This is a genomic window from Amycolatopsis vastitatis (assembly GCF_002234595.1).
GTDB classification, from domain to species: Bacteria; Actinomycetota; Actinomycetes; order Mycobacteriales; family Pseudonocardiaceae; genus Amycolatopsis; species Amycolatopsis vastitatis.
Map to the genome: position 1 here is coordinate 27,003 of NZ_NMUL01000030.1, position 24,860 is coordinate 51,862.

General features: G+C 71.6%; 13 protein-coding genes. 5 read left to right on the forward strand and 8 right to left on the reverse strand.

All coding sequences use genetic code 11. The features are described 5' to 3' along the window. Positions 1-225 precede the first annotated feature (225 nt). Both CF165_RS27005 and CF165_RS27010 read left to right on the forward strand, forming a co-directional pair. Entirely contained in the window at positions 226-1,335 is a 1,110-nt protein-coding gene (locus CF165_RS27005; protein WP_240521808.1) for a class I SAM-dependent methyltransferase, read from the forward strand. Positions 1,336-2,151: 816 nt separating this feature from the next. Continuing rightward, positions 2,152-3,057, forward strand: coding sequence for a DUF1963 domain-containing protein (locus CF165_RS27010; protein ID WP_093950379.1), 906 nt, complete (start codon positions 2,152-2,154; stop codon positions 3,055-3,057). Between the two features lie 251 nt (positions 3,058-3,308). Here CF165_RS27010 and CF165_RS52805 read toward each other — a convergent pair whose 3' ends face one another. After that, the gene (locus tag CF165_RS52805) at positions 3,309-4,166 is read right to left on the reverse strand and encodes an SGNH/GDSL hydrolase family protein (RefSeq protein WP_240521809.1); all 858 of its coding nucleotides are present in this window, start codon (positions 4,164-4,166) and stop codon (positions 3,309-3,311) included. Between the two features lie 46 nt (positions 4,167-4,212). Then, positions 4,213-5,277 (reverse strand): glycosyl hydrolase 53 family protein, encoded by a 1,065-nt coding sequence (locus CF165_RS27020; RefSeq protein WP_240521810.1) that lies wholly within the window; start codon positions 5,275-5,277, stop codon positions 4,213-4,215. Between the two features lie 257 nt (positions 5,278-5,534). Between CF165_RS27020 and CF165_RS27025 the strand changes: the two genes are divergently transcribed. Beyond that, a complete protein-coding gene (locus CF165_RS27025) occupies positions 5,535-8,495 on the forward strand; it encodes a glycosyl hydrolase 115 family protein (RefSeq protein WP_093950381.1) in 2,961 nt (986 codons plus the stop codon). Positions 8,496-8,673: 178 nt separating this feature from the next. Here the strand turns inward: CF165_RS27025 and CF165_RS27030 are convergent, their stop codons facing one another. From CF165_RS27030 to CF165_RS27050, 5 genes are read right to left on the reverse strand one after another with little or no spacing between them, the layout of a single operon-like run. Then, positions 8,674-16,731 (reverse strand): hybrid non-ribosomal peptide synthetase/type I polyketide synthase, encoded by an 8,058-nt coding sequence (locus CF165_RS27030; protein ID WP_093950382.1) that lies wholly within the window; start codon positions 16,729-16,731, stop codon positions 8,674-8,676. 30 nt (positions 16,732-16,761) lie between these two features. Then, the gene (locus CF165_RS27035; RefSeq protein WP_093950383.1) at positions 16,762-18,273 is read right to left on the reverse strand and encodes a D-alanine--poly(phosphoribitol) ligase; all 1,512 of its coding nucleotides are present in this window, start codon (positions 18,271-18,273) and stop codon (positions 16,762-16,764) included. Then, positions 18,266-18,541 (reverse strand): acyl carrier protein, encoded by a 276-nt coding sequence (locus CF165_RS27040; RefSeq protein ID WP_093950384.1) that lies wholly within the window; start codon positions 18,539-18,541, stop codon positions 18,266-18,268. The genes CF165_RS27035 and CF165_RS27040 overlap by 8 nt, the downstream gene beginning before the upstream one ends. Next, complete coding sequence (locus tag CF165_RS27045; protein WP_093950385.1) at positions 18,538-21,399, reverse strand: condensation domain-containing protein; 2,862 nt, start codon at positions 21,397-21,399, stop codon at positions 18,538-18,540. Before CF165_RS27045 ends, CF165_RS27040 begins: the two co-directional genes overlap by 4 nt. Continuing rightward, positions 21,396-23,132 (reverse strand): non-ribosomal peptide synthetase, encoded by a 1,737-nt coding sequence (locus CF165_RS27050; RefSeq protein ID WP_240521811.1) that lies wholly within the window; start codon positions 23,130-23,132, stop codon positions 21,396-21,398. The genes CF165_RS27045 and CF165_RS27050 overlap by 4 nt, the downstream gene beginning before the upstream one ends. Positions 23,133-23,524: 392 nt before the next feature. Here CF165_RS27050 and CF165_RS27055 point away from each other — a divergent pair, with 392 nt between their 5' ends. Both CF165_RS27055 and CF165_RS27060 read left to right on the forward strand, forming a co-directional pair. Next, complete coding sequence (locus CF165_RS27055) at positions 23,525-24,013, forward strand: hypothetical protein (RefSeq protein WP_093950386.1); 489 nt, start codon at positions 23,525-23,527, stop codon at positions 24,011-24,013. Between the two features lie 148 nt (positions 24,014-24,161). Next, on the forward strand, positions 24,162-24,380 hold the full coding sequence (locus CF165_RS27060) for a cold-shock protein (protein WP_093950387.1): 219 nt from the start codon (positions 24,162-24,164) through the stop codon (positions 24,378-24,380). An 81-nt stretch (positions 24,381-24,461) separates the two neighbouring features. Here CF165_RS27060 and CF165_RS27065 read toward each other — a convergent pair whose 3' ends face one another. Continuing rightward, positions 24,462-24,800: a hypothetical protein gene (locus CF165_RS27065; RefSeq protein ID WP_093950388.1), complete on the reverse strand. Its 339-nt coding sequence runs from the start codon at positions 24,798-24,800 to the stop codon at positions 24,462-24,464. Positions 24,801-24,860 lie beyond the last annotated feature (60 nt).

The window sequence follows — 24,860 nt, forward strand, 5'->3', positions numbered from 1 at the left end:
GATCAACTCCCGTTGAGTGGTTTGAACCATTGTCCATGTAGGTGCTTTTCCGGCACGTTGTCAAGAGAGGTGATCGAGCAACGCGCTCGGTACCTCGATCGGCCTACGCGGTTCGTCGGACTCGGCGCCTCGACGTCGAGGGCCACCGCGGCACGCAACGCTTCGTCCGCGGCCGGCCGGCAGGCGAGCGCTCGCAGGCCGGCGCGCAACTCCGTCCGTTCGAAGGTGCACGTCCGGGTGGTCCGCGCATTAGGATCCGCCTCCATGATCGAGGACGACGCGCCGGCCGATCCGGTCGCCTTGCGCCGTCCGGCCTACCTGAAGGACCTGGCCGGCGGCGTGGATCGGTTCTTCGAGCCTCGCCGCACAAGCTGTCCGTGGTGTGGCTCCGATGCCCTTCGTGGCCGGTTGTGCACGACGGACTTGCTGCTGCACAAGCCGGGCCGGTTCGGGCTCGACGAATGCCGGGACTGCGGGCACGTCTTCCAGAACCCCCGGCTGAACCCGGCCGGGCTCGAGTTCTACTACCGGGACTGCTACGACGGGCTCGGCGAAAAGAACATGTCCGGGATGTTCGAAAGCAACCGGGCGGGTTATCGCTCCCGGGCCGAGCTGGTCCGGGACGTCGGCGCATCGGGTGAGTGGCTCGACGTCGGCATGGGACACGGGCATTTCTGCAAGGAAGCCGCCGCGGTGCTGCCCGGTGTCAAGTTCGACGGTCTCGATCTCGGCGACGGGGTGGAGCTGGCGCGTCGGCAGGGCTGGATCCGTACCGGCTATCGGGGCTTTTTCGTGGACTTGGCCGAGGAGCTCGCCGGGCGCTACGACGTGGTCAGCATGTACCACTACCTGGAACACACCGCGGAACCGAAGCGAGAGCTGGCGGCCGCGATGGCGGTGTTGCGGCCCGGCGGGCTGCTGGCGATCGAGCTGCCCGATCCGGAATGTCGCTGGGCGAAGCTGCTCGGCCGGTGGTGGATGCCCTGGCTGCAACCCCAGCATCTGAACCTGATGCCGATCGGCAACCTCCGCGCGGAGCTTGCGGACCGCGGATTCACGGTGGTCGCCGAGCAGCGTGCCGAGCCACATGACGCCATCGACGTGCTGGCCGCCTCGATCATGGCGGTCAACGCCCTGACCATCGCCGGGGAGGATCTTCCGTGGCGGGACGCGCCGCCGGCGCGGTGGCGGCGGATCCTGCGCAAGGCCACGTTCATCGTGTGCGTGCCGTTCTTCATCCTGGCCTCGGCGGCGGACCGGATCAGCGCACCGTTCGGCCGGCGGCGCGGGTGGTCCAACGCGTATCGGGTGGTGGCCCGCCGGGACGCCGCATAGCCGGTCGCGTACCTCGACCGCGGTGCCGGCCGACGGCGGGACAGCAACGCCGCTCCGGGGTCGTCCGTGGTCTGCGTGTCTCCAGGGGCACCATCGACACCCCCGATGGTCGGCGAAATGATCGCCAAGGGTGAGCTCGACCGCGCCGAAGCCGAGGCCGGGGGCCCGACTCCCGTACCGCCTGTTCGACTCGCGCGCGCGGAGCGGCCGCTGGAGCCTTGTCGACCCCGAAGGCGGACATCAGGACCACGTGCTCCGCCTGCGGGGCGGCCGCGATGAGGCGCGCGATCAGCAAGGCCGCGTCATCGAGGACGTCAAGCCCCTTGAGGAACAGGGCATCGGCGCCGGCGACCGAATCCGCCCACGTCGGCTCGTCGGCCCAGTCGAACAGCACCGGGTCGACGTTCGCTGTGGGCACCCCCGGATGCCGGCTCGCCGGACGCACCCGCAAGACCGGCCTCGGCGAGCGCGGCTGTCACGCGGTTGCCCGCCTTACCGGTCGCGGGAGTACGCGACCACCCCCGGTAGCTACCGAGCCAACGCCACCGGATGATCTTCCCACCTGATCCGCAGTTTCACGGCACACGGCCGGGCCCGGCCGGGAGCGAAACATACCGATCGAAGCCGCACGGCCTCGCGGGCGGCGTCATGGGTGCGTTCCCCGGCCGGCCTTGCCCGGTCGCCGATGGTGATCGTGTCTCAAACGCGAGACTCGGCCGTTGAGACGCGCCGCGGAGTCGACGCGATTTGCTCTTCCGCTCGGCCGGCACGTCCCTGCTCGGATGATCACTGGTGGATGTGCGAGAGTGCTCGGCCATGGACCATCTTGAACAGCTTCGGAGTACGGCGATCGAGCGTGGCATCCCGGCCGACGCGGTCGACCGGATCGGCCGCTTTCTCCGTGTGGCGATCTGGGTGTGCAATGCCAACCGGTACGGCATCGAATCGGCTGAGCGGCACGGTGGCGTGGTCGGACAGAACGGCGGGCTGCCACGCCTGCCGGCCGGCACGGAATGGCCGTACGCCGACATCAGCGGCCTGGGCCGGTTACCGCTGCCGTTCATCGCCTCGCTCGACTGCGCGAAGCTGCCGCGGGCCGACGGGCTCGAGCTCCCGGCGGACGGGTCGCTGCTGTTCTTCTTGGCGCACGAGCACGCTCTGCACGCGGCCGACGAGCAGGAGTTCGCACGCGTCGTCCACATTCCGGCCGGCACCGCCACCGTGCAGGTGGAACAGCCGCCGCCCCACGACGACGACTGGTTCGAATCGGGTTTCCTCCGGCCGCAGTCCGACCTTGCCGCTCTGGTCCAGCCGGAGATGCCGGGCTGGTTCGACGACCCGGAGAATCTCGAGTTCGAGTCGGACGTCGTCCAGCTGCAGGTTGGCGACACCGCTTACCTCGAAGACCTCCGTACCTTGTTCAAGGAGCTCTGGCCGCCGGTGACGACGGGCGCCGACCTCTACCTCGGCGGCTATTCAATGGAGCTGGGCATCGGCGAAAACGCCGAGTACGGCATGGCGGAGGAGTCGATCGCGCACGACGTGCCGAACCGCGACCGGCTCGTGGAGGAGGAGACCATCCGGCTGATGAGCGAGTGGATACCGCTGGCCCAGTTCCAGTTGGAGGACCAGGTACACGTCGGCCGCTTCCTGATCCGCCACGAAGACCTGGCCGCCCGACGCTTCGACCGGACCCGGTCGCTGACCATGTTCACGGAGTGAACGATGTCCACGCAGTGAGCCGACGGCGGAAGGGCGACGCGCCTCCCCCGTCCGCTTTGCGTGGTGGGCAGCCGAGGCCGCCATGGAGTTTCCGGCCACGACCTGCCCTGGGCCGGCTGAATCACACTGGCGGGTCGGTCTGCGTGGCTTCGAGCACAGCCGCCAGTAGGGGAGGTCGAGTCGTGACCGGTCGTCGCGGCCACGGTGGCGCGAGCTGTGGCCCGCTGCGACACACCCGGCGCCGCCCCTGGCTACTTGAGGTAGCCGGCGAGGCCGATCTTCTGATCGCGCAGTGCCTTGGCCACGACCCGCGCGATCTGGTCCGCGCCCGCGGCCTCGAAGTGCGTGTGGTCGTTGCAGAAGAACGCGCCCACGGCGCCTTTGGTGTAGTCGCCGTTGTTGGGACACAGCTTGAGGGTGTTGTAGAGGGTGTAGCTCAGCTTGTGCAGGTCGATCACGGGCGCTCCGGTGGCGGTGCCGGCTGCCGTTGTCGGGGAAAGGAATCCCCGGTTGCCGACCGCCGTGCTTCCGCTGCAGGTGATGGCCGCGACCGGGGTCAGCAGCACCGGGTGGGCGCCTCGGCTCTTCGCCGCGTTCGTCATTGTGGTGAGCAGGCTCTGGTAGCGGGCGGTGCCGACGTGTCGTGGGCAGTTCGGATCGCTGTCGTTGATGCCGAACTGGATGAACAGGTAGTCGCCCGAGTGCATCCCGTTCGCGGGATCGAGCATGTCCAGCCAGCGTTGGGCGTAGGTGTTCGGGTTCACCACGCATTCACCGGCGGAGTTCTTGGCGCCGGTCACGTTCGATTCGTAGAGCCACGTTTGGATGCTGCGACCCGACACGGCTTTGTTGACCACGGTCACCTGGTCGTTGAACAGCGCGTCGAACCTGCTGCCCCAGCCGACCGGGCAGGAGGACTTCGGATCCGCCATGGTCGAGTCGCCGGCGAGCCACACCTTGACCATGGCAGCTGCTGTGGCGTTCGACCCCGCCGGGCGGGCCACGCAACTCGGTGCGGCGGTGTCGTGGAGCGAAGCGACTGCCGGAACAGTGCCCGTCGACACCAGCGCCGCGATCACCGTCACGAGCGTGAGAATGAGCTTTCGCAAAGCGGTCTCCGTTCTCCATTCGTTCCCGGGAAGGTCTCGCCAGGGGTTACCGGAAGCCGTCCATGATGGCGGTGGGCTTGCGGGTGGCGGAGTCCCAGGCGACGTTGGCGTAGCCGGTGAAGGGCGAGTAGCCCTCCGGCTCCCAGTAGAAGAGGCCCCGGCCACCCGTGCTCTTGAGGGCGTCGAGGTAGGCCACCAGCGAAGCTTTGGTGGCGGACACCTTGCTCACCGGGCCGCCGAACTCGCTTTGCAGGAACGGTTTCCCGTACTGGTCGGAGATCTTCTTCATGTTCGCCACGATGCCGGAGGCCAGACTGGCGCTGCCGTAGGAGGAGAAGACGGACATGTCCCACTTGCCGCCGTTGCCGGAATATCGGCTGAAGAACGTCTGCATCGAGTCGTACTTCTGGGGCTGGGCGAGGTGGATGCACACCGTGGTGCTCGGTGACACCTGCTTGACCTGGTTGTAGGCGGCGTTGAGCAGGCCCGTCATCTGGGCGCCGTTGGAGACGCTGCCGACCGGGTGGCAGATGCCGCTGTTGATCTCGTTGCCGATCTGCACCCAGGTGGGCAGGACGTCGTTGCTCTTCATGACGTTCATGGTCTGGTTGACGTAGGAGTTCATGGCGCTCAGCAGCTGGCTGTAGCTCAGGTTCTTCCACGCCGCGGGCGGGTTCTGCACGCCGACGGAGTTCCAGGTGTCGCCGAACATGTAGTCCAGCATGATGGCCATGCCGGCCGCCTTGACGCGTTTGGCCAGCGCGGCGACCTCGGTGATGCTGCAGTGGCCGTCGGTGGCGCTGCCGGAGGGGTTGACGAAGGTGCGCAGCCGGATGGCGTTGATGCCGTAGCCCTTGAGGATGGTCAGCAGGTCCTGGCTCTGTCCGCTGGAATTCTTCCAGGTGTAGCCGTGGGCTTCCATTTGTGGTGCCCAGCTGATGTCGGCGCCTTTGAAGAAGGCGGCCGCGGCGGGCTGCGCCGGGAACACGGCGGCCATCGCCTGCGTCGCGGCACTCGCGCCCAACGCGAGCGCGCCCACACCCGCGGCGGCGCCGAGCAGCACGCTGCGGCGTCCCAGCGGAGGCGATCCGATTTCCGGCCCTGCGTTCATGGGGAACTCTGTTCCGTGCGTGGTCATCCGATCTCCCTTGATCGACGACTAAGCCGCAAGACTGACGCTCCGCTGGTTCGAAGCTCGACCATGATAGCGCTTTCTCGGGGAAGGGCGACAACACTTCGACGAATTCGAAGTCGGCGCGGTGAACGTTCACGGAAACCGGCCGTGAAAGTCTTGCGACGTTCTCCGTTGTGCGCTTCTATTTCCAGGAACCATGCGCCGCCGAGCCGCCATGGGGAAGGGACACTCCCGTGATCGCCAAGCCGCCGGGGCAACCGGATGACGACGCGTTCGTGCCATCCCGCCGGTCGTTCCTGCGGGGGCTGGCCGCCGTGGGGGCGCTGCCGCTGACCCCGGCCTTGCTCGCCGCCGAGCCGGCCGCCGCCGCGGGTGACGGCTTTCCCCTCGTTGCGGGCGGCGTCGCCGCTGACGTGTTCGTGGACGCGGGCGACGACGTGGCCGTCCGCCGCGTGGCCGGTGACCTGCAGGCGGACATCGAGCGGGTCAGCGGGGTGCTGCCCATCCTGACGAACCGCACCGCCGGGCTGTCCCGTGCGGCGGTGCTGATCGGCACGATCGGCCACAGCCCGGTCATCGACAAGCTCGTCGCGTCCGGCCGCCTCGACGTGTCCGAGGTCGCCGGGCGCTGGGAGGCCTCGGTGACCCAGGTCGTCGAGGCGCCGATCGCCGGGGTCGACCGCGCGCTGGTCATCGCCGGCAGCGACCGGCGCGGCACCGTCTACGGCGTCTACGACCTGTCCGAGCGCATCGGCGTCTCCCCGTGGTACTGGTGGGCCGACGTGCCGGTGCCGCACCGGGACACGGTGACCCTGCCGCCGGCCACGGAGAAGCGGCGCGAGCCGGCGATCCGGTACCGCGGCATCTTCCTCAACGACGAGGACAACCTGTCGCAGTGGGCGTACCGGACGGCGGAGCCCGGCAAGCACATCGGGCCGGTGACCTACACCCGGGTCTTCGAGCTGATGCTGCGGCTCAAGGCGAACTACCTGTGGCCGGCCATGCACCCCGAGTCGGACCACTTCAACAAGTACCCCGACAACGCACGCCTGGCCGACGAGTACGGCGTCGTCGTCGGTTCCAGCCACCCGGAGGCGTTGCTGCGCAACAACGTGCACGAGTGGCAGCCGTGGGCGGAGGCGCACCGCAACCCGGACGGCAGCCTCCCGGAGTACGACTACACGGTCAACCCGCAGACGATCCTCGACTACTGGCGGGCCCGCGCGAAAGCCAACGCCCGGTACGAAAGCGTCTGGACCATCGGCATGCGCGGCATCCACGATTCGGGCCTGGTCACCAAGAACGCCAAGACCACGGCCGAGCGGGTCGCGGTGATGAACGACATCATCACCCAGCAGCGCCGGATCCTGGCGGAAGAGGTCGGCCCGGCGGCCGGCGGCGTGCCGCAGATCTTCATCCCGTACAAGGAGGTGCTCGACCTCTACAACGCCGGGGTGCAGGTCCCCGGCGACGTGACGCTGATCTGGCCGGACGACAACCACGGGAACATGCGGCAGCTGCCCACGGCGGCCGAGCGGCAGCGTTCCGGCGGCAACGGCCTGTACTACCACCTCTCCTACTGGGGAGCGCCGAAGAGCTACCTGTGGCTGGACACCACGGCGCCCGCCAAGATCTGGCAGGAGCTGCGCCGGGCGTACGACAACGGGGTCCGCCACACCTGGATCGTCAACGTGGGCGACCTGAAGTCGCAGGAGACCGGGCTGTCGTTCGCGATGGCGCTCGCCTGGGACATCGACCGGTGGCGCGCGGAGGACGGGCAACCCCGGCTGGCCGAATGGGCCGGTCGGCAGTTCGGCGCCGCGTACGCCCGGGAGATCGCCGAGATCCGGCAGGGCTACTACGAACTGGCCGCGGCGCTGCGCCCCGAGTTCATCCAGAGCGGGGTCTTCTCCCTTGTCCACCACGGCGACGAGGCGGATCGGCGGATGGCGGCGTACCAGAACCTGATCAGCCGAGCCGAAGCCGTGGGCCGGCAGCTGCCGGCGGCCTACCAGGACGCCTTCTTCGAGCTGCTGCAGTACCCGCTGACCGGCGCGTACCTGATGAACCTGAAGTTCGTGTGCGCCGACCGCAACGCACTCGCCGTCAAGCAGGGCCGCGGCGCCGGGGTGAACGTCTTCGCCGACCTCGCCGAGCGGGCCCAGGCCGACGAGGAGGCGCTGACCCGCCGCTACAACACCGCGATCGCCGGGGGCAAGTGGAAGGAGATCATCAACCCCTACCCGGCCAACGTCCCCAAGGCACCGCGGGTGCCCGCCGTGACGAGGCGTACGCCGACGAGTGCCGTGGGGCTCGGCGTGGCCGCCGAGGGCAACGAAGCCGGCGTCGCCCGGCCCTTGACGTTCTCTTCGTACACCCGGAACCGGCGGTTCATCGACGTCTTCAACACCGGTTTCGCCCCGCTGACCTGGCAGGCGTCCCCCAGCCACTCCTGGGTGCAGGTCAGCACCACGACCGGGACCACCCCGGACCAGGCGCGGATCTGGGTCAGCGTCGACTGGGCCGCGGCCCAGTCGGGCGTCAGCAGCCCCCAGGTGCGCATCACCGGCGCCGGCGCGACCGTGACCGTGCCGCTGCAGGTCGTCAACGACGGCGAGCAGGGCCGGGCCACGGCAATCGGTTTCGTCGAGGCACACGGCTACGTGTCGATCGAGGCCGAGCACTACGACCGGCTGGCGCCACGGTCCGGGGCGACCTGGCAGACCATTCCCGGCCTCGGCCGGTCCGGCGCTGCAGTTATCGGTGCGCCGTTCGACGCGGCGCGCCTCGACGGCGACAGCCGCACCGTGGCGCCCGAACTCCAGTACAACGTCCGCTTCGCCACGGCCGGCACCTTCCCGCTCACGGTGTACCGGCTGCCCTCGCTGGACGAACGCGGCACCCGCCGGCTCGCCATCGGCCTCGATGCCGGCACCCCGATCCTGCTCAAGGGCACGGGGGTCACGTCCGCCACCGCCGCGTGGTCGCGCAACGTGGTCGAGGGCATCGAGAAGCTGACCACGAGCATCACCGTGGACCGGCCGGGCGAGCACGTCCTCAAGCTGTGGATGGTCGACCCGGCGAACGCCGTCGACCAGATCGTCATCGACACCGGCGGGCTGCCGACGAGCTACCTCGCCCCACCGGAGAGCTTCCACCCCGCCTTCAACCCGAACCCCGGGCGGCGATGGTGAGCGTGACCGTATCCGCCCCGTTCCCGTGCGCCTCGCGTCCGCTCGCTTCGAGACTCCACGGACCTGGAGCGTTCTCGGTGCTTGCCAGGACAGGCGGCCACCCAGCAGGTCAACGCCCTCTTCGCACGGTAGGCGACGCGGCGCTGACCCGTGCCGCGCTGGAACCGGCTCCGACGAGTCAGGCGGCCTTCGCCTGGATGACGTCCTTGTCCTTCAGCACGACGGGATCGGGGATGGCGTCGGGCAGTTCGTCCTCGAGCAGTCGCAGGCGCCGGTACCGCCACGCGCCCGCCGCCAAGGCCAGCGACGCGATGCCCGCCCCCATCGCCAGCCAGCCCATGCCGCGCCCGGGCATCCCCGTGGCGGCGGCGAGCGGCTCGAACACCCCATCGGTCAGCGGCCCGGCGAGCGCGAACCCGGCGGGCACCATCAGCCAGCTGACCATCAGGTTGGCGGCGAACACCCGGCCCTGCAGCTCCAGGCCCACCTTCGCCTGCACGATCGACCCCCAGTGCGCGTTGAGCACCGCGGACGCGAGGCCGATGCCGAAGAGACCCACGGCCGGGAACACCGGGTTCGGCGCCAGGCCCAGCACGACCATGAACGCGCCGATCACCGCGAAGGACCCGAGGATGCCGGTGGTGCGCCGCCGGAACCCGCCCCACAGGCTGGTCAGCACGCTTCCGCCGAGCAGGCCCAGGCCACCGGCGGACATCACCAGGCCCAGGGTCGACACGGCGCCCATCGACAGGGTCAGCGGCGTGGCGATCACCTCGACCATCGCCAGGGTGAAGTTGAGCGCGCTCGTGGCGAGGATGATCGCGAGCAGCCCCGGCCGCCGCACGAGGTAGCGCCACCCCCCGGTCAGCTCCCGGGTGAACGGCTCTTCGAGCCGGTTGAACATCCGGTCCGGGAACCGCACGAGCAGCAGCGTCAGCAACGCGAACCCGAACGTCACCACGTCGATCACCACGACGCCGGTCAGGCCGACCAGCACCGCGAGCCCGCCACCGAGCAGCGGCGAGAGCACCGTGCCCGCCGCGCTGCCGAGCTGCGCCAGCCCGTTCGCCCGGCCGTAGTAGCGCTTGGGCACCAGCTGCGTCACCGCGGCGCGGTACGCGGGTTGCTGGAACGCGACCGCGATCGCACCCAGTGCCACCAACGGGTACACCTGCCACAGGTGCAGCGATCCGGTCCACAGCAACATGATCAGGCCGATCGAGCTGACCGCGGACAACACATCCGCGCCGATCATGATCTTGCGCCGGTCCCACCGGTCGGCGATCGCGCCGGTGACCGGGGCGAGCGCCACTGCGGGCAGTAGCGTCATCACGCTGATCAACCCGAAGAGCGACACCGACCCGGTGCGCTGGTACACGAACACGCCGAGGGTGAACGTCGTGAGCCCCGACCCGATCAGCGACACCAGCTGCCCGAGCGCGACCAGCAGGAACGCGCGCATGTCCGCGGGCGGTGGCGGTGTCACCGGCGCACCTTCCCCGGCGACGATCAACGACGCGAGCTGGTCGGCCTGGTGCTTGTGGAAGTAGTGCCCGGCCCGCGGGATCACGTGCAGGGAGACCGAATCGGAGAAGTGCGTCCACTCGGCCACCCGCTCCTGGTACAGCTCGGTGACCCGGTCGCCGTCGCCGACCACGCACACGACCGGCGCGGCCAGCTTGCGGAACCCGTCGCCGTGGAAGGCGTCGGTGTAGAAGTCCTCGCCCTGCTGGGTGTCGTCGAGGAAGATCCGCATCAGGAAGTCCTGCTCGGCGGCGTCCGTCACCTCGTTGAACAACCCGGTGGCGCGCAGGAACTCCAGCGCGCGGCGCTTGGACGTGGTGCGCCGCAACGGCATCATCGCGCGCAGCGCCCGGGAGAAGCGGCCGGGCATCCGCGGCGCGGGGAAGTGCCCGCCGATCACGACCCGCAGCAGGTCGGCCCCGTCGTCCTCGAGCTTGCGGGCGAGCGCGACGGTCTGCGCCCCGCCCATGCAGTGTCCATACAGGACGACGGGACCGGCCAGCGCCTCGACCTCGGCGGCGCACCGTTCGACGAGCTCGTCGAAGCCCAGCGCGGGCTCGCCGGGGTTGCTGACGTCGTGGCCCGGCGGCTGGATGGCGTAGAGCGCGATGTGGTCCGGGACCGCGGCGGCCAGCTCCCGGTAGGTGAGGGCACCGCCCGCGGCCAGCGGCACGCAGACCAGGTTCACCGTGGTGGGCCGCGCCGGGGTGAGCCGCAGCAGCAGCTTCTGCTCGGTGGTGGTGCCGGTGCCGGGCCCGGCGACGTGCTCGGCGAACTGCCGGATGGTCGGGTGGGTGAAGAGGTCCATCACGGTCGCGGGCACGCCGAGGTCCCGCACCGCGCGCACCGCCTTGAACGAGTCGCCGCCCATGGCGAAGAAGTCGTCGTCGATGCCGATGCCCGGCAACCCGAGCAGCTCGCACCAGCGCGTGGCGAGGTCCGCCTCGAACGCGGTGCGCGGTGCCGCCTGAGTCTCGGCCACCGTGCGCTGCGGCGCGGGCAGCGCGTTGCGGTCGACCTTCCCGTTGGGCGTCAACGGGAACGCCTCGAGCACGACGAACGCCGACGGCAGCATGTAGTCGGGGAGCACGGTGCGCAGGTGCGCGCGCCAGTCGGTGGTGCTGGGCGCCGCGGCGCCGTCGTGCAGCGTCACGTAGCCCACGATCGCCTTGTCGCCGCCGTCCTCACGGACCACGGCGACGGCGTCGCGGACCGCGTCGTGCCCGCCGAGCACGGTCTCGATCTCACCGAGCTCGATGCGGTGGCCGCGGACCTTCACCTGGGTGTCGTTGCGGCCGAGGAACTCGATGGTGCCGTCCGCGCGGTGGCGGGCGAGGTCGCCGGTCTTGTACAGGCGCGCGTCCGGGTCGTCGGCGAACGGGTCGGGCACGAACCGCTCGGCCGTGATCTCGGGGCGGCCCAGGTAGTCGCGGGCGAGACAGGCGCCGCCGAGGTGCAGTTCGCCGGGCACGCCGACCGGCACGGGCTGCCCGCCCGGGTCGAGCAGGTGCGCGGTGACGCCCGGCAACGGCTTGCCGATGGTGATCGGCGCGCCGGGCACCACCTCGGCGGCGGTGGCCCAGATGGTCGCCTCGGTCGGTCCGTACATGTTGTGCAGCACCCGGACCCGCTCGGTCAGCTGCCCGGCGAGGGCGACCGGCAGCGCTTCACCACCGCACAACGCGGTCAGGCCGGGCCGGCCGGTCCAGCCGTCGGTCACCAGCAGTTGCCACGTGGCCGGGGTCGCCTGCATGACCGTGGCGTTCTCCCGCTCCAGCAACGCGGCGAGGTCGGCCGGGTCGTGCGCGACGTCCCGGCTCGCGAGCACCACGCGCCCGCCGCTGATCAGTGGCAGGAAGAGCTCCAGCACCGAGATGTCGAAGGCATAGGTGGTGACCGCGACCAGCGTGTCGGCCGGGCCGGTGCCGAGCCGCTCGCGCATGCCCCGCAGGAAGTTGACCACCGAGCCGTGCTCGACCCGCACGCCCTTGGGCCGTCCGGTGGATCCGGACGTGTACAGGACGTAGGCCAGGTTGTGCGGCGAGGCCGGGGTTACGGCCGCGGCCGCGGGCCGGTGCCCGGCCGGCTCGTCGGCGAGCAGCACGGTCAGGTCCTGCCCGGCGTAGCGGTCGGCGAGGGCGCGCTCGGTGAGCAGCACCGCGGCGCCGGAGTCGTCGAGGATGAACTGCTGCCGCTGCCGCGGGTAGGCCGCGTCGAGCGGCACGTACGCACCGCCCGCCCGCAACACCGCGAGGAGCGCCACCGGCAGCAGCTCGGAGCGTTCCACGGCGACGGCGACCAGGGTGTCCGGCCCGACGCCCTGGTCACGCAACCGGGCCGCGAGGGCGTCGGCGCGGGTGAGAAGTTCTCGGTAGGTCAGGGAAGTGTCGCCGAACGTGACCGCGAGAGCGTCCGGGGTGCGGGCTGCCTGCGCCGCGACGAGGTCGTGGATGCCGCCGGCCGGCGGTGCCACGGGAGTGCCGACGCCGGACCAGCCGGCGAGCTGGGCCTGCTCGGCCGCCGTGAGCAGCGGCGCGGCGCCGATGGCGGTGCCGGGGTCGGCGGTGACCGCGTGCAACAGCTGTTCGAAGTGCCCGAGGGTTCGCTCGGCGACGGCCGCGTCGAACAGGTCGGTGTTGTACTCCAGTTCGCAGACCAGTTCGCCGTCGCGCTGGTGCACGGTGAGCCCGAGGTCGACCTGCGCGCCGCCGGGGTGCACGGGGTGCTCGGTCACGGTGAGCCCGCTGAGCGCCAGGTCGGCGCCCCTGGTGTTGAGCAGGTTGAACATCACCTGGAACAGCGGGTTGCGGCTGGGGTCCTTCGGCAGCTTCAGCGCCTCGACCACCTGCTGGAACGGCGCGCCCTGGTGGGCGAACGCACCCAGCGCGGTGCTCCGAACCCGGGTCAGCAGGTCGGCGAACGACAGCTCGCGGTCCAGTGAGGTGCGCAGCACCACCGTGTTGAGCAGGCAGCCGACCACCCGTTCCTGTTCGGCCTTGGTGCGCCCCGCGACCGGCGAGCCGACGCAGATGTCCTGCTGGCCGCTGTAGCGGTGCAGCAACGCCTGCAACGCGGCGAGCAACACCATGTAGAGCGTCGCGTCGTGCTCACGGGCCACGGCGTTGACGCGTCCGGTCAGGTCGGCGCCGAGCACGCGGCGGGCCAGCCGGCCGTCGAAGGTCTGCACGGGCGGGCGCGGCCCGGTGGTCGGCAGGTCGATGGTGCCGGGCGCCCCGGCGAGGTTTTCCCGCCAGTACTCTAGGTCGGCCTCGGCCGCCACGTCGGTGACCACATCGGCGTACTGCACCGCGGGGCCGGTCAGCGGCGACGGTTCTCCCGCGCGCAGCGCGCTGTAGCACGCGCCGAGCTCGTCGAACAGCACGCCGAACGACCAGCTGTCGGCGACGATGTGGTGCACGCAGATGCTCAACACGTGGTGCTCGGCGGCGAGCCGGAACAGCGAGAACCGGAAGAGCGGGCCTTCGGCCGGATCGAACGGCGTGCGTGCCGCGGCCTGGAGGAGGTCGTCGAGGTCGGCCGGGTGTGCCTCGGTCACCGGTAGCGCCACCGGGACCTCGGCCCGGATCACCTGCAGCGGCCGGCCTTCGGGCGCGTGGAAGACCGTGCGCAATGACTCGTGCCGGGCGACGACCTCGGCGAACGCGGTGCGCAGGGCGTCCACGTCCAGCGGTCCGTGCAGGTCCGCCGCGGTCGCGATGACGTACGCGGCCGGGTGGTCGTGGGCGTGGTCGAGGAACCACATGCGCCGCTGCACGGCCGTGGCGGGCAGCTCCGACGGCCGCACGGGCGCGGATTCCGCGGCGGGGCCGGCCGCCGTCCCGGTCGCCGCGTCGGTCAGGCCGCGCAGGGTGGGCGTGGCGAACACGGCGTCGAGCGGGACCGTGAGCCCGAACCGGCTGCTCAGCCGGGCGACGAGCTGGGTCGCGAGCAGGGAATCGCCGCCGAGGCCGAAGAAGTCGTCGCTCGCGTCGATGTCGTCGACGCCCAGCAGCTCGGCCCAGACCGCCGCGATGCGCGCCTGGTCGTCGGTGAGCGTCTCCTCGGCCGCCGGCTTGCTGTCCACTGTGGAGTGTGAGCGGCCTGCCTCGATCCAGTAGCGCTGCCGCTGGAACGGGTAGCCGGGCAGGGACACCATCGGGTGCCGATCGCTGCCGGTGAACCGGGCGAGGTCCACCCGCCCGCCGTGCGCCCACACCTGGCCGACGCCGGAAAGCAGCGTCGGCAGGTCGTCGGTCGCGTCGGCGGCCCGCCGCATCAAGGGCACGGCCGTGCCCTCGCTGCGCCGCACCAGCGTCGTCAGCGTGCGCCCCGGCCCGGCCTCGGCCACCACCAGCCCGGCGCGCGCGAGCTCGGCCGCGGAGTCGGCGAACCGCACCGGTTCGCGCAGGTGCCTTGCCCAGTAGTGCGGGTCGGTGGCCTGCTTCGCGGTCACCCAGGTGCCGGTGACGTTGGACAGGTAGCGCAGGCCCGGTTCGGCGAGCGGGACCGCCGCGACCGCCTCGGTGAACTCGGCGAGCACCGGGTCGAGCATCCCCGAGTGGAACGCGTGCGAGGTGCGCAGCACGCGGCAGGCGACGTCCCGCGCGCGCAGGTCCGCCTCGATCTCCCGCACGGCCGCCGGCGGGCCGGAGAGCACGCAGGACCGCGGCCCGTTGACCGCGGCGATCGACACGCCGGGCCGGAGCAGCTCGATGGTGTCCTTTTCCGCGAGTTCGACCGCGAGCATCGCGCCGGGCGGGAGCGACTGCACGAGCCGGCCGCGCGTCGCGACCAGGCCGAGCGCGTCCGGCAGCGTGAACACCCCGGCCAGGCACGCGGCCACGTACTCGCCGATGCTGTGCCCGGCCATGGCGATCGGGGTGAGGCCGCGGTCCATCAGCGTGCGGGCCAGCGCGTACTCGGTGACGAACAACGCCGGCTGGGTCAGCGCGGTCCGGTCGAGCGCGCCGCCGTCCCCACCCTCCGCGCTGTCCGCGCCGTGCAGCACGTCCCGCAGGTCGAGCCCGAGGTGCGGGCGCAGCGCGGCCGCGCACTCGTCCACCACGTCCCGGAACACCGGTTCGTCGCGGTACAGCCCGGCGCCCATCCCGGCGTACTGGCTGCCCTGACCGGGGAACACGAACGCGACCGGCTGGTCGGTGCCCTCGACCGGCGGTGCGGGTTTGCGCAGCGCGGCAACGAGTTCGGCGTGGTCGGCGCCGGTCACGACCCGCCGGTGGGTGAGCCGGGCGCGGCCGCGGTGCAGGGTCGCCTCGACCCCGGCGAGGTCACCCGGGTGCCGCTCCAGGTGGGTCGCCAGCGACTCCGCCAGGTCGGTCAGCGCGCGTGGCGTCGCGGCGGACAAGGCCAGCAGCGCGGGCCCGGTCCGGTCCGCGTCCGGCTGCCGTGGCGGCGCTTCTTCCAGGACCACGTGGGCGTTGGTGCCGCCCATGCCGAACGAGCTGACGCCCGCGCGGCGCGGGCTGCCGTCCGTCGTCCAGTCCACTGTGGAGGTATTGAGCCGGAACGGGCTCTTCGCCAGGCGGATCCGGGGGCTGGGCTCGTCCAGGTTGGGGCCGGCAGGCAGCATCCCGTGCTCCAACGCGAGCACGGCCTTGATCAACCCGGCGACACCGGCCGCCGCGTCGGCGTGGCCGAAGGTGCCCTTGACCGAGCCGAGTACGCAGAACCCGGTGTCCTCGGTGCCGGTGCGGAACGCCTTGGTCAGCGCGGACACCTCGATCGGGTCGCCGAGCGGGGTGCCGGTGCCGTGCGCCTCCACGTAACCGATCGACCGGGGCGGCACGCGAGCGTCGGCCAGCGCCCGGGTGATCACGTCGACCTGCCCGTCCACGCCCGGCGCGGTGAACCCGACCTTGGCGGCGCCGTCGTTGTTGATCGCCGAACCCCGGATCACGGCGCGCACCGGGTCGCCGTCGCGCAGCGCGTCGGCCAGCCGCTTGAGCACCACGACGCCGACCCCGCTGGCCGCGATCGTGCCCCGGGCGTTCTTGTCGAACGGACGGCAGTGCCCGTCCGGCGACAACGTGCCGCCCTCGACGTACGGGTAGCCGCGCCGCTGCGCGGGCTCGATCGCGGCCCCACCGGCCAGCGCCACGTCGCATTCGCCGAGCACCAGGCTCTGCTTCGCCATGTGCACCGCCACCAGCGAGGTGGAGCACGCCGTGTTCACGGAGACGGCGGGCCCGCGCAGGTCCAGCTTGTACGCGACCCGCCCGGCCAGGTAGTCCTTGTCGGTCGACAACGCCACCTGGTAGTCGCCGACGGCGCGCAGCAGTTCGGGCGCGGACGAGAGGTTCTCCGTCAGGTAGACGCTGGAGCGTGCCCCGGCGAACACCCCGGTCCGGCGGCCCGCGGAACCGGGCGCCTGCCCGGCGTCTTCCATGGCGTGCCAACAGCATTCGAGGAACAGCCGGTGCTGGGGGTCGAGCACCTCGGCCTCGCGACGGGACATGCCGAAGAACTCCGCGTCGAACTCGGCGATCCCGTCGAGCACGACGCCCGACCGGACGTAGCCGGGGTCGGCGATGCTCGCCGGGTCGGCGCCGTCGTCGAGCAGTTCGTCGTCGGTGAACGACCGGACCACGTCGGTGCCGGAGGTGACCGTGGCCCAGAACTGCTCGGGGCCGTCCGCCGCCGGGTAGCGGCAGGCGATGCCGATGACGGCGATGTCGCGATCGCTTCGCTGCATGGCTTCCTTCGTCGAGTCAGTCTTCGTCTGTCAGCGGGCCGTGGCGGCGGCCATGGCACGCAGCCGGGGCCGGTCTGCCTTGCCGTTGGCGTTGAGCGGGATGCTCGGCAGTGGCGTCAGCCGGCGCGGCACCATGTACACGGGCAGCGCGCGGCGTAGTTCCCGCCGCACCCGCGCCGCGGGCAGGTCACCGGTGTAGAAGGCGGCGAGCTCGGTCCGCCCGCCGTGCGCGGTGGCGACCACCACGGCGGTGCCGATCCCGTCCGTGCGCCGCAACGCGGCCTCCACCTCACCGAGCTCGACCCGGTAGCCGTTGACCTGCACCTGCTGGTCGAGCCGCCCGACGTGCACCCACTGCCCGCCCTCGCGGCGCACCACGTCGCCGGTGCGGTAGTGCCGCCCCTCGGTGAACCGGCCTGCGTCGTCGGCCGGGTCGAGGTAGCCGTCGAAGCGCTGCGGGCCACGCACGCACAGCTCGCCCTCGGCCGCGGGGCGGCCGTCGGCGTCGAGCACGACGGCGTCCAGGTGCGGGTACGGCTGTCCGATGGGGACGGTGTCGTTGCCGGTGCCCGGCCAGTCCGCCGGGTCGGCGGGCAGCTGGTAGTCCGCGCACGCGATCGTGAGCTCGGTCGGGCCGTACGCGTTGACGATCGCCGACCGGGGCGCGACCGCGTGCCACGCCTGCGCCTGGCGGAGGGTGAACTGCTCACCGCAGAAGATGCTGTAGCGCAGCGCCGCCGAACCGGGCACGTCCGTGGTCAGCGTGCCCAGTTCGGCGGCGACGGTGATCGCGGCGGGCACGGAGAACCAGTGGGTGAGCTCGCGCTCGGCGAGGTAGCGCACGGGCTGGGTCAGCTCCGTGCGGCCCGGGCACACCAGGGTCGCGCCGCCCGCCCAGCTGACGAACAGGTCGAACACCGCGAGGTCGAAGGTCAGGTCGAAGGTGTGCGACAGCCGGCAGCCGGGTTCGACCGCGAACCGGGACACGTTGTGCGCCAGGAACGCGTCGACGTTGCGGTGGCGCACCGGCACCCCCTTCGGCCTGCCGGTGGAGCCGGAGGTGAAGAGGATGTAGGCGACCGCGTCCGGGTCGGGGCGCGCGTCCGGCGGCCGGGCCGGCGGAAGGTCCGCAAGAGACGGTTCGACGAGGGCGTTCGGCACCGGCCCGGCCAGCTCACCCGCCTGCGCGGCGCCACCCGCGTCGGCGAGCAGCAGGTCCGGCCGCGCCGCACGGCAAACGGCCCGGTTGCGTTCGACGGGATGCCCGGCGTTCAGCGGCACCACCGTCGCGCCGAGCCGGGTCGCCGCCAGGTATCCGGCGAACGCGAGCAGGCTGCGGGAGGCGAGCAGGCCGACCCGGCGGGGGAGTTCGCCGCACTCGGCGGCGATGCGGGCGGCCAGCCGCGCGGACAGGTCGTCGAGTGCGCGGTAGGTCACGGCAGCGCCGTCCACCTCGACCGCGACCGCGTCGGGCACGCGCGCCACCGACGCCGCGAACCACTGGTACAACGTCCGCGCGGCGGGCTGGATCGGGTCAGGCATGCGGCTGGGCACCCTGCTCGACCTCGGCCAGCAGCCCGGCCTGCGCCCGCACCGTGCTGTGCTGGAACAACTCCACGGGGTCCAGCGGGGTGCCCGCGGTGTCGCCGAGCACGTCGCCGAGCAGCACCAGCAGCATGGAGTTGCCGCCCGCCTCGAAGAAGTTGGTCTCCAGCGGCACGGCGTCCTCGTCGGTGTCGAGAACCTCGGCCCACGCCTGGCGCACCAGCGCCACCAGTTCGGGCCGGGGAACAGGGTCCGGGTGGCTCATGGTGTCTCCTCGGCCAGTGGCGATCGGGGGTCGTCGGCCAGCGCGGTGGCGCAGGCCAGCAGGGTGTCGGCCACCGCGCCGGCGGTGGCCGCGTCGAACAGACTCCTCAGGTAGGTCAGGTCGAACTCGAGCCCGTCACCGCTGTCGACGGCGGCGAACTCCATCTCGTACTTGGCTTTCAGCGCGGGCAGCGGCCACAGCCGCGCAGTAACGCCGAGGTCCGGCGGGCGGGGCGGGGTGCCGGTGGCGTCCACGTACACCGGGGTGACCGGTGGCCTGCTGAGGTCGCGTGCCGGGTGCAGGGCCGCCGCGACCTCGTCGAACGGCACGTCGGCACCCCGGTAACCGATGGCACCCGCGGCCGCCGCCCGCTCCAGCGCGTCCCGCCAGGTGCGCGCGCCGGTCAGGTCCACCCGGATCGGCACGGTGTTGACGAACATCCCGACGACGTCCGTGGCGGCGCCCGGCCGCTGCGACCACGGGAACACGAACACGAAGTCGCGTTGCGCGGTGTGCCGGGCGAGCGTGCCGGCGACCAGCGCGGCCGTGGCGAGGAACAGGCTGCACCCGGCGTCGGCGGCGGCCTTGCGCAGCAGCGCGGTGCGGGCCGGGCCGAGGCGGCGCCGGACCGAGTCCGCCTCGATCGACTGCCGGGCGCCGCGCGGCCGGTCGTGCGGCAGCGCGATGTCGGTGGGCGCCCCGGCGAGCGCGGTGATCAGCTCCGCCGCGTCGGCCGGTGGTGCGGGTGGCGCGGGCGCATCCGCGGCGGGCAGGGTGTCACCGCGGTAGGCGGCGCCGATCTGGTCGAACACGACCTGGCGAGACGCGCCGTCGAGCACGAGGTGGTGCGCGCAGAACACGAGCACGCACTGGTCGTCGTCCACGAGGATTTCAGCCCGTGCGGGCGCCTCGTCGGCCAGCGCGAACGGCGTCCAGCACGCGATCGTGACGTGGTCGGCGAGCTTGTCGCGGGGCCAACCGGTGATGTCGGTGACGGTGGCGCGGGCCGCGGAGCCCTCGGCGCGGACCACGCGCTTGGCCGCCCGGTCGAGGCGGAACCGCGACCGCAGCGCCGGGTGGTGGGCGAGGACCCGGTCGACCGCGGCGGCGAGCCTGCCGGGGTCGACGCCCGGGCCGAACTCGACGATCGACGGCACCAGGTAGGCCGCGCGCAGGTGCCGCATCCGGTCCTGCAACCACATCCGTTCCTGCGCCGAGGTGAGCGGCCGGCCGGCGGCGACGGTTGTCTCGCGCGCAGCGGGCGCCGGTTCCCGCGTGAGCAGCCGGGCGAGCCCGGTCACGGTGGGGTCGGCGAGGAACTCGCGGGGCGCCACCCGGGCGTCGCCGAGCATGGTGATCGCGAGCAGAGAGTTGCCGCCCAGCGCGAAGAAGTTGTCGTCGTCGCCGATCCGCTCCACGGCTAGGCCGTCCACTGTGGACAAGGCGGTGCGGAACAGGTTCGCGGCCGTGCGCCGCACGTCGGCGGGCGGTGGCGCACCGCGGCCCGCGAGCACCGGCTCGGCCGGAGGTCGCGGTGCGGCGAGCGGTCCGTTCGGCACCCGGACGTCCGCCAACGGCCGGTCGGGGTCGGCGAGCACCGCGTCGAGCACCGCGAGGTAGTCGGCGACGAAGCGGAGGCCGAGCTGCTCCGGGTACCGGTCGGTGGCGAACTCGAGCGTGCCGCGGGCGCCCGTGGCCGTCATCTCGACGATCAGCAGCAGGTCGGCCTTCGCGGTGCCGGTCGGCAGCAGCTCGGTCGTCCACAGCGGCTCGTCGATGCCAGGCGCGGGGAAGTTCTGGTAGGCGAACGCGATGTCGGCGAGGCCGCGCCGGCCCGTGTCGCGCGCCCCGACCTCGGCCACCAGCTGATCGAACGGCAGCCGCTGGTGGCGAAGCGACGCGAACGCCTCCGCCCGGTTCGCGGCGACGAGGTCACGGAACGTGCCGCCGTCCGGGCAGCGCAAGATCATCGGCACGGTGTTGACGAAGAAGCCCGCCATGCGCTCCAGCGCCGGGTGCGGCCGGTTGACCGTCATCGTCCCGATGACGAACTCGGTGCGATCGGCCCAGTGCCGCAGGGTTTCCAGGTACGCGGCCAGGAACACCACGAACGGGGTGCCCCGGGTCTGCTTCGCCACCCGTTCGGCGGCGGACACCAGCTCCGCGTCGAGGTCGAAGCCGGCCTGACTGCCCGGCCGCGCGCCTTCCGGTGCCGCGGCGACCGGCCGGGCGCCGCCGAGGCGGGCCGGTCCGGGTGCCGCGACCAGCGCGTCGGCTCGGCGCCGGAGTTCCTCGCGGACAACGGGATCGGCGGAGACCTGCCGGTCCCATTGCGCGTAGTCGACGTACCGCAGTTCGTCCACCGGCGCCGCGGCGCGCCCGGTGCGGTACAGCTGCGCCAGGTCCTCGAAGAGCGGCACGAGCGACCAGCCGTCCACCGCGATGTGGTGGATCAGCAGCAGGACCCTGCCGGTCGCGCGCCACACGACGCACCGCGCGGGTGGCGTCCGGGCGAGGTCGAACCCGATCCGGCAGCGGCGCAACGCGTCCTGGCGGACCTCGTCCGGCGACAGCGGGTCGTCGACGACCTCCACCGGCATCGGGTGCTGCCCCGCGACGACCTGCACCACCCGGTCGCCGCGGCGCTCGTAGGTGGTGCGCAGCACGTCGTGCCGCGCGACCAGCCCGTCGAGCGCCACGCGCAACGCCGCCACGTCGACCGGTTCGGTCCACCGCAGGAACAACGGCACCGAGTACAGGGGTGAGCCGGGCGCCGACTGCTCGATCAGCCACAGCCGTTCCTGGGCGCTCGACAACGCCGCGACCTGCACGCCGGTCGGCACGAGCTCAGCGGTCATGCGCTGCGCACCGCCGTGCCCGGCAAAGTGGCGGCGAACTCGGCCAGTGTCTCGGCCAGCAGCAGCTCGGCGGGGTCGACCGTCACGGCGAGCCGCGCCCCGAGCCGCGAGGCGACCTGCACCGCCAGGATCGAATTGCCGCCGAGGTCGAGGAAGTTGTCGGTGGCGGCGACGTCGACGCCGCCGAGCACCTCGGCGACGACCGCGCCGACCAGATCCGGCCCGGCGGGGTCCCCGGCCGTCCGCTGTGGACTGATCGTGGCCAGCATCGCGGTGCGGTCGGCCTTGCCGGTCGGCCCGAGCGGCACCACGTCGAGCACCACCCACCGGCCCGGGATCATGTAGCCGGGCAGCCGTTCGGTGAGCCGGTCGCGCAGCAGGCCGGGCAGGTCCGCCGGGACGACGCCGGGCGCCGGAAGCGCGAACCCGACCAGGGTGGCCTGCGCGCCGTCGCCGACCTTCTCGACGAACACGTGCTCGGCGAGCCGGGTGGCGACCGCCGCGTGCTCGATCTCCTCCAGCTCGATGCGGAAGCCCCGCAGCTTGACCTGCCGGTCCCGCCTGCCGAGCAGTTCCAGCTCGCCGTCCGCCAGCTCCCGCACGATGTCCCCGGTGCGGTAGAGGGTCTTGCCGGTGCGCGGGTCGGCGACGAACTTGCTCGCGGTCAGCTCGGGCCGCCCGAGGTAGCCGAGGGCCACCCCGGGCCCGCCGACGCACAGTTCGCCCTGCTCGCCCGGCGCCACCGGGGTCAGGTCGTCGTCCAGGACGTGCAGTTCGGTGCGCTGCAACGCGAAGCCGATCGGAACCCTGGCCCGGTCACGCAGGCTCTCCTGGGTGCAGTGGTAAGCGGTGGCGAAGGTGGTGGTCTCGGTCGGGCCGTAGCCGTTGACCAGCCGGCCCGGGGGACCGGCGTCGAGGACGCGCCGGGTGAGCTCGAGATCCAGCTGTTCGCCGCCGACCACGAGCGTGCGCAGCCCCGCGAACGCGTCCGGCCGCTCGCGGGCGATGGTGTGGAACATCGACGTCGTCAGGAACATCGTGTCGACGCCCGTGTCGGCGACCAGGCCGAGCCACTGCTCGACGGGCAGTTCCGCCGGGGTCGGCAGCACCACGACGGTGGCGCCCGCGGTGAGCGCGCCCCAGAGCTCGAACGTGGTCGCGTCGAACGCCGGGTTCGCCATGCCGGCCACCCGGTCGCCGGGTTCCACCGTGCAGTAGTTCGGCGAGACCACGAGGCGCGCGATCGCCCGGTGCGGAACCATCACGCCCTTGGGCTCGCCCGTCGACCCGGAGGTGAACGATACGTAGGCCACGGCTTCGTCGTCGTCGGCCGGTGGGAGGCCGAGGTCGTGCGCCGCCGGGCGGTCGGGGACGGGGAGCACGGGGTGCCCGGCGGGCAGGCGGCCGGCCGCGCCGCCTCCCGCGACCACCGGCGGATCGCCGCAGTCACGCAGGATCGTGGCCACCCGGGCGGCCGGCGCGTGCGGGTCCAGCGGCACGTAGGCGGCGCCCGCCCGCAGCACGCCGGTCAGCGCCACGACCAGGTCGATCGACGGCCCGGCGGCCACCGCGACCAGGGAGCCCGGCCGGACACCGCGATCGGCGAGGTCCGCCGCCAGCGCCCCGGCGCGCTGCCACAGCTCGCCATAGGTCAGGCTGCCGCCGGTCCGGCGGTCGAGCACCGCGCAGGCAGAAGGTGAGCGCCGAACCTGGTGCCCGACCAATTCGGGCACGGTCGGCTGCTGTTGCGACAACATCAACCCCCACGTTTCGCCGCGTGGATGTCATCCGGCCCCAGAACCCACGCGGTGAAGAAAGTTAAGCAACGAACGCAGACGGCACGTATCGCCCATTCGGACGGCTCCCCGGGTCTGATCAGCCCAAGCCGATACTCCCAGCGAGCAATCGGTCACCAGGGTGGACGTCGATGTCACGCGCTGCTACGGCTCGGCCCGTCAGGGTGAGCGCCGAGCTGTCTACTGTGGAGCGTCACCTTCGGCCTGCCCGGAGGCGTCGTGTACACCGCGTTGAACCCGAACAAAGTACGATCCGCCGACCGCGACGACCGGCTGGAGCTCGGAGCGATTCCCGATATCCTCTCGGAAACCGCAAAAGGGGGAGTTCCATGACTACCGTCGAGCGCACGCTCAGACCGATCGTCGTCCTGCTGTACATCAACGTGGGGATCAGCGTCCTGCTCACGGTGCTGACCTTCGTGTTCAAGAGTTCCGTCCTCGATTACCAGGTCCAGCACATGGTCGAGGCCGGGAAGGTCGCACCGGGCCGGGAGGCGGCCACGCGTGGTGTGCTGGAGGGCACGCTCTGGATCCGGCCGCTGTCGATCCTGGTCGTCTCGGTCGTTTACGTCCGTTTCGTCGCGCGGCTGAAACTGGGCCTGCGACGCACTTACTACCGGCTCCTGGCCGTCGCGATCATCGGCGCGGGTGCGCTCGCCTATCTGATCGTCATCTCCCAGTTCCCGGTCTGGTACCGCGTCATCCAGGGCGTGCAGGGACTCGTGCTGCTGAGTTTGCTGCCGATATTGGCCACGAAGAACATCCGAAACCACTTCGCGCCGGAGCCGGAGGCGATGAAGATCTGGGACGACGCGTAGTCAGCAGCGGAAGACTCGAGGGTTCTGCGAGGCATCCAAGGGGTGGAGCGGACCGTACTGCGCTGCCTGCCGGACGGCCGGCAGCGCAGTGCCCGCCGCACACCCGGACTTGATTGCCCGATCGGTCGTCGTCCGGCATGCTGCCGGCATGGCGTACGGCACCGTCAAGTTCTTCAAACCCGAGAAGGGCTGGGGAGCGATCACCTCGCCGGACCTGCCGGCGGGCTGCGACGTATGGGTCCACTTCAGCGCGATCGAGATGGACGGCTTCCGCGTCCTGGAAGCCGGCGACCAGGTTGAGTTCGACTATGAAGCCGCCCAGCAGGACAGCTTCCGCTTCCGCGTGACTCGCGTCCGCAAAGTCTGACCCCTCGATCCACGATCGAGCTTGAAGGTGCTCCTGGCACTCCGAGCCGGCGACGCCGAAACCGCCACAGCGGTACCCGCGTCAGCTCCTCGTCGGCGGCGACACGAAACCCGATTGGTGCGGCTTCCCGAACGACGTCGCCTCTTCGTACACCGCTTCAAGCTGCGTTGATTCGACAACCTCGGACAGCCGTTGTGCCGAGTCCGGGTGAACGAGTCCGGGCAGCGCGTCGGCAAGGTGTTCGGCCGGGATGTCGACTTCGAAGACCGAGATGACCTGCCGTTCATCGGTGAGGCTGTGACTGATGCTGACCCGTGCCGGGTACGAGTCGAGGGTGGTCCCGGGTGGCATCCACGCCTCGATGAACTGTTCGTCGGTCACGCCGGGCTTGAGGGTGCGGACGTAGACGGCGCGGAGCACGTCGGATCTCCTTGCGTGTCGACCGGCGGTGCCGAGTCGGTCGGCTGGGCACCTTTCATG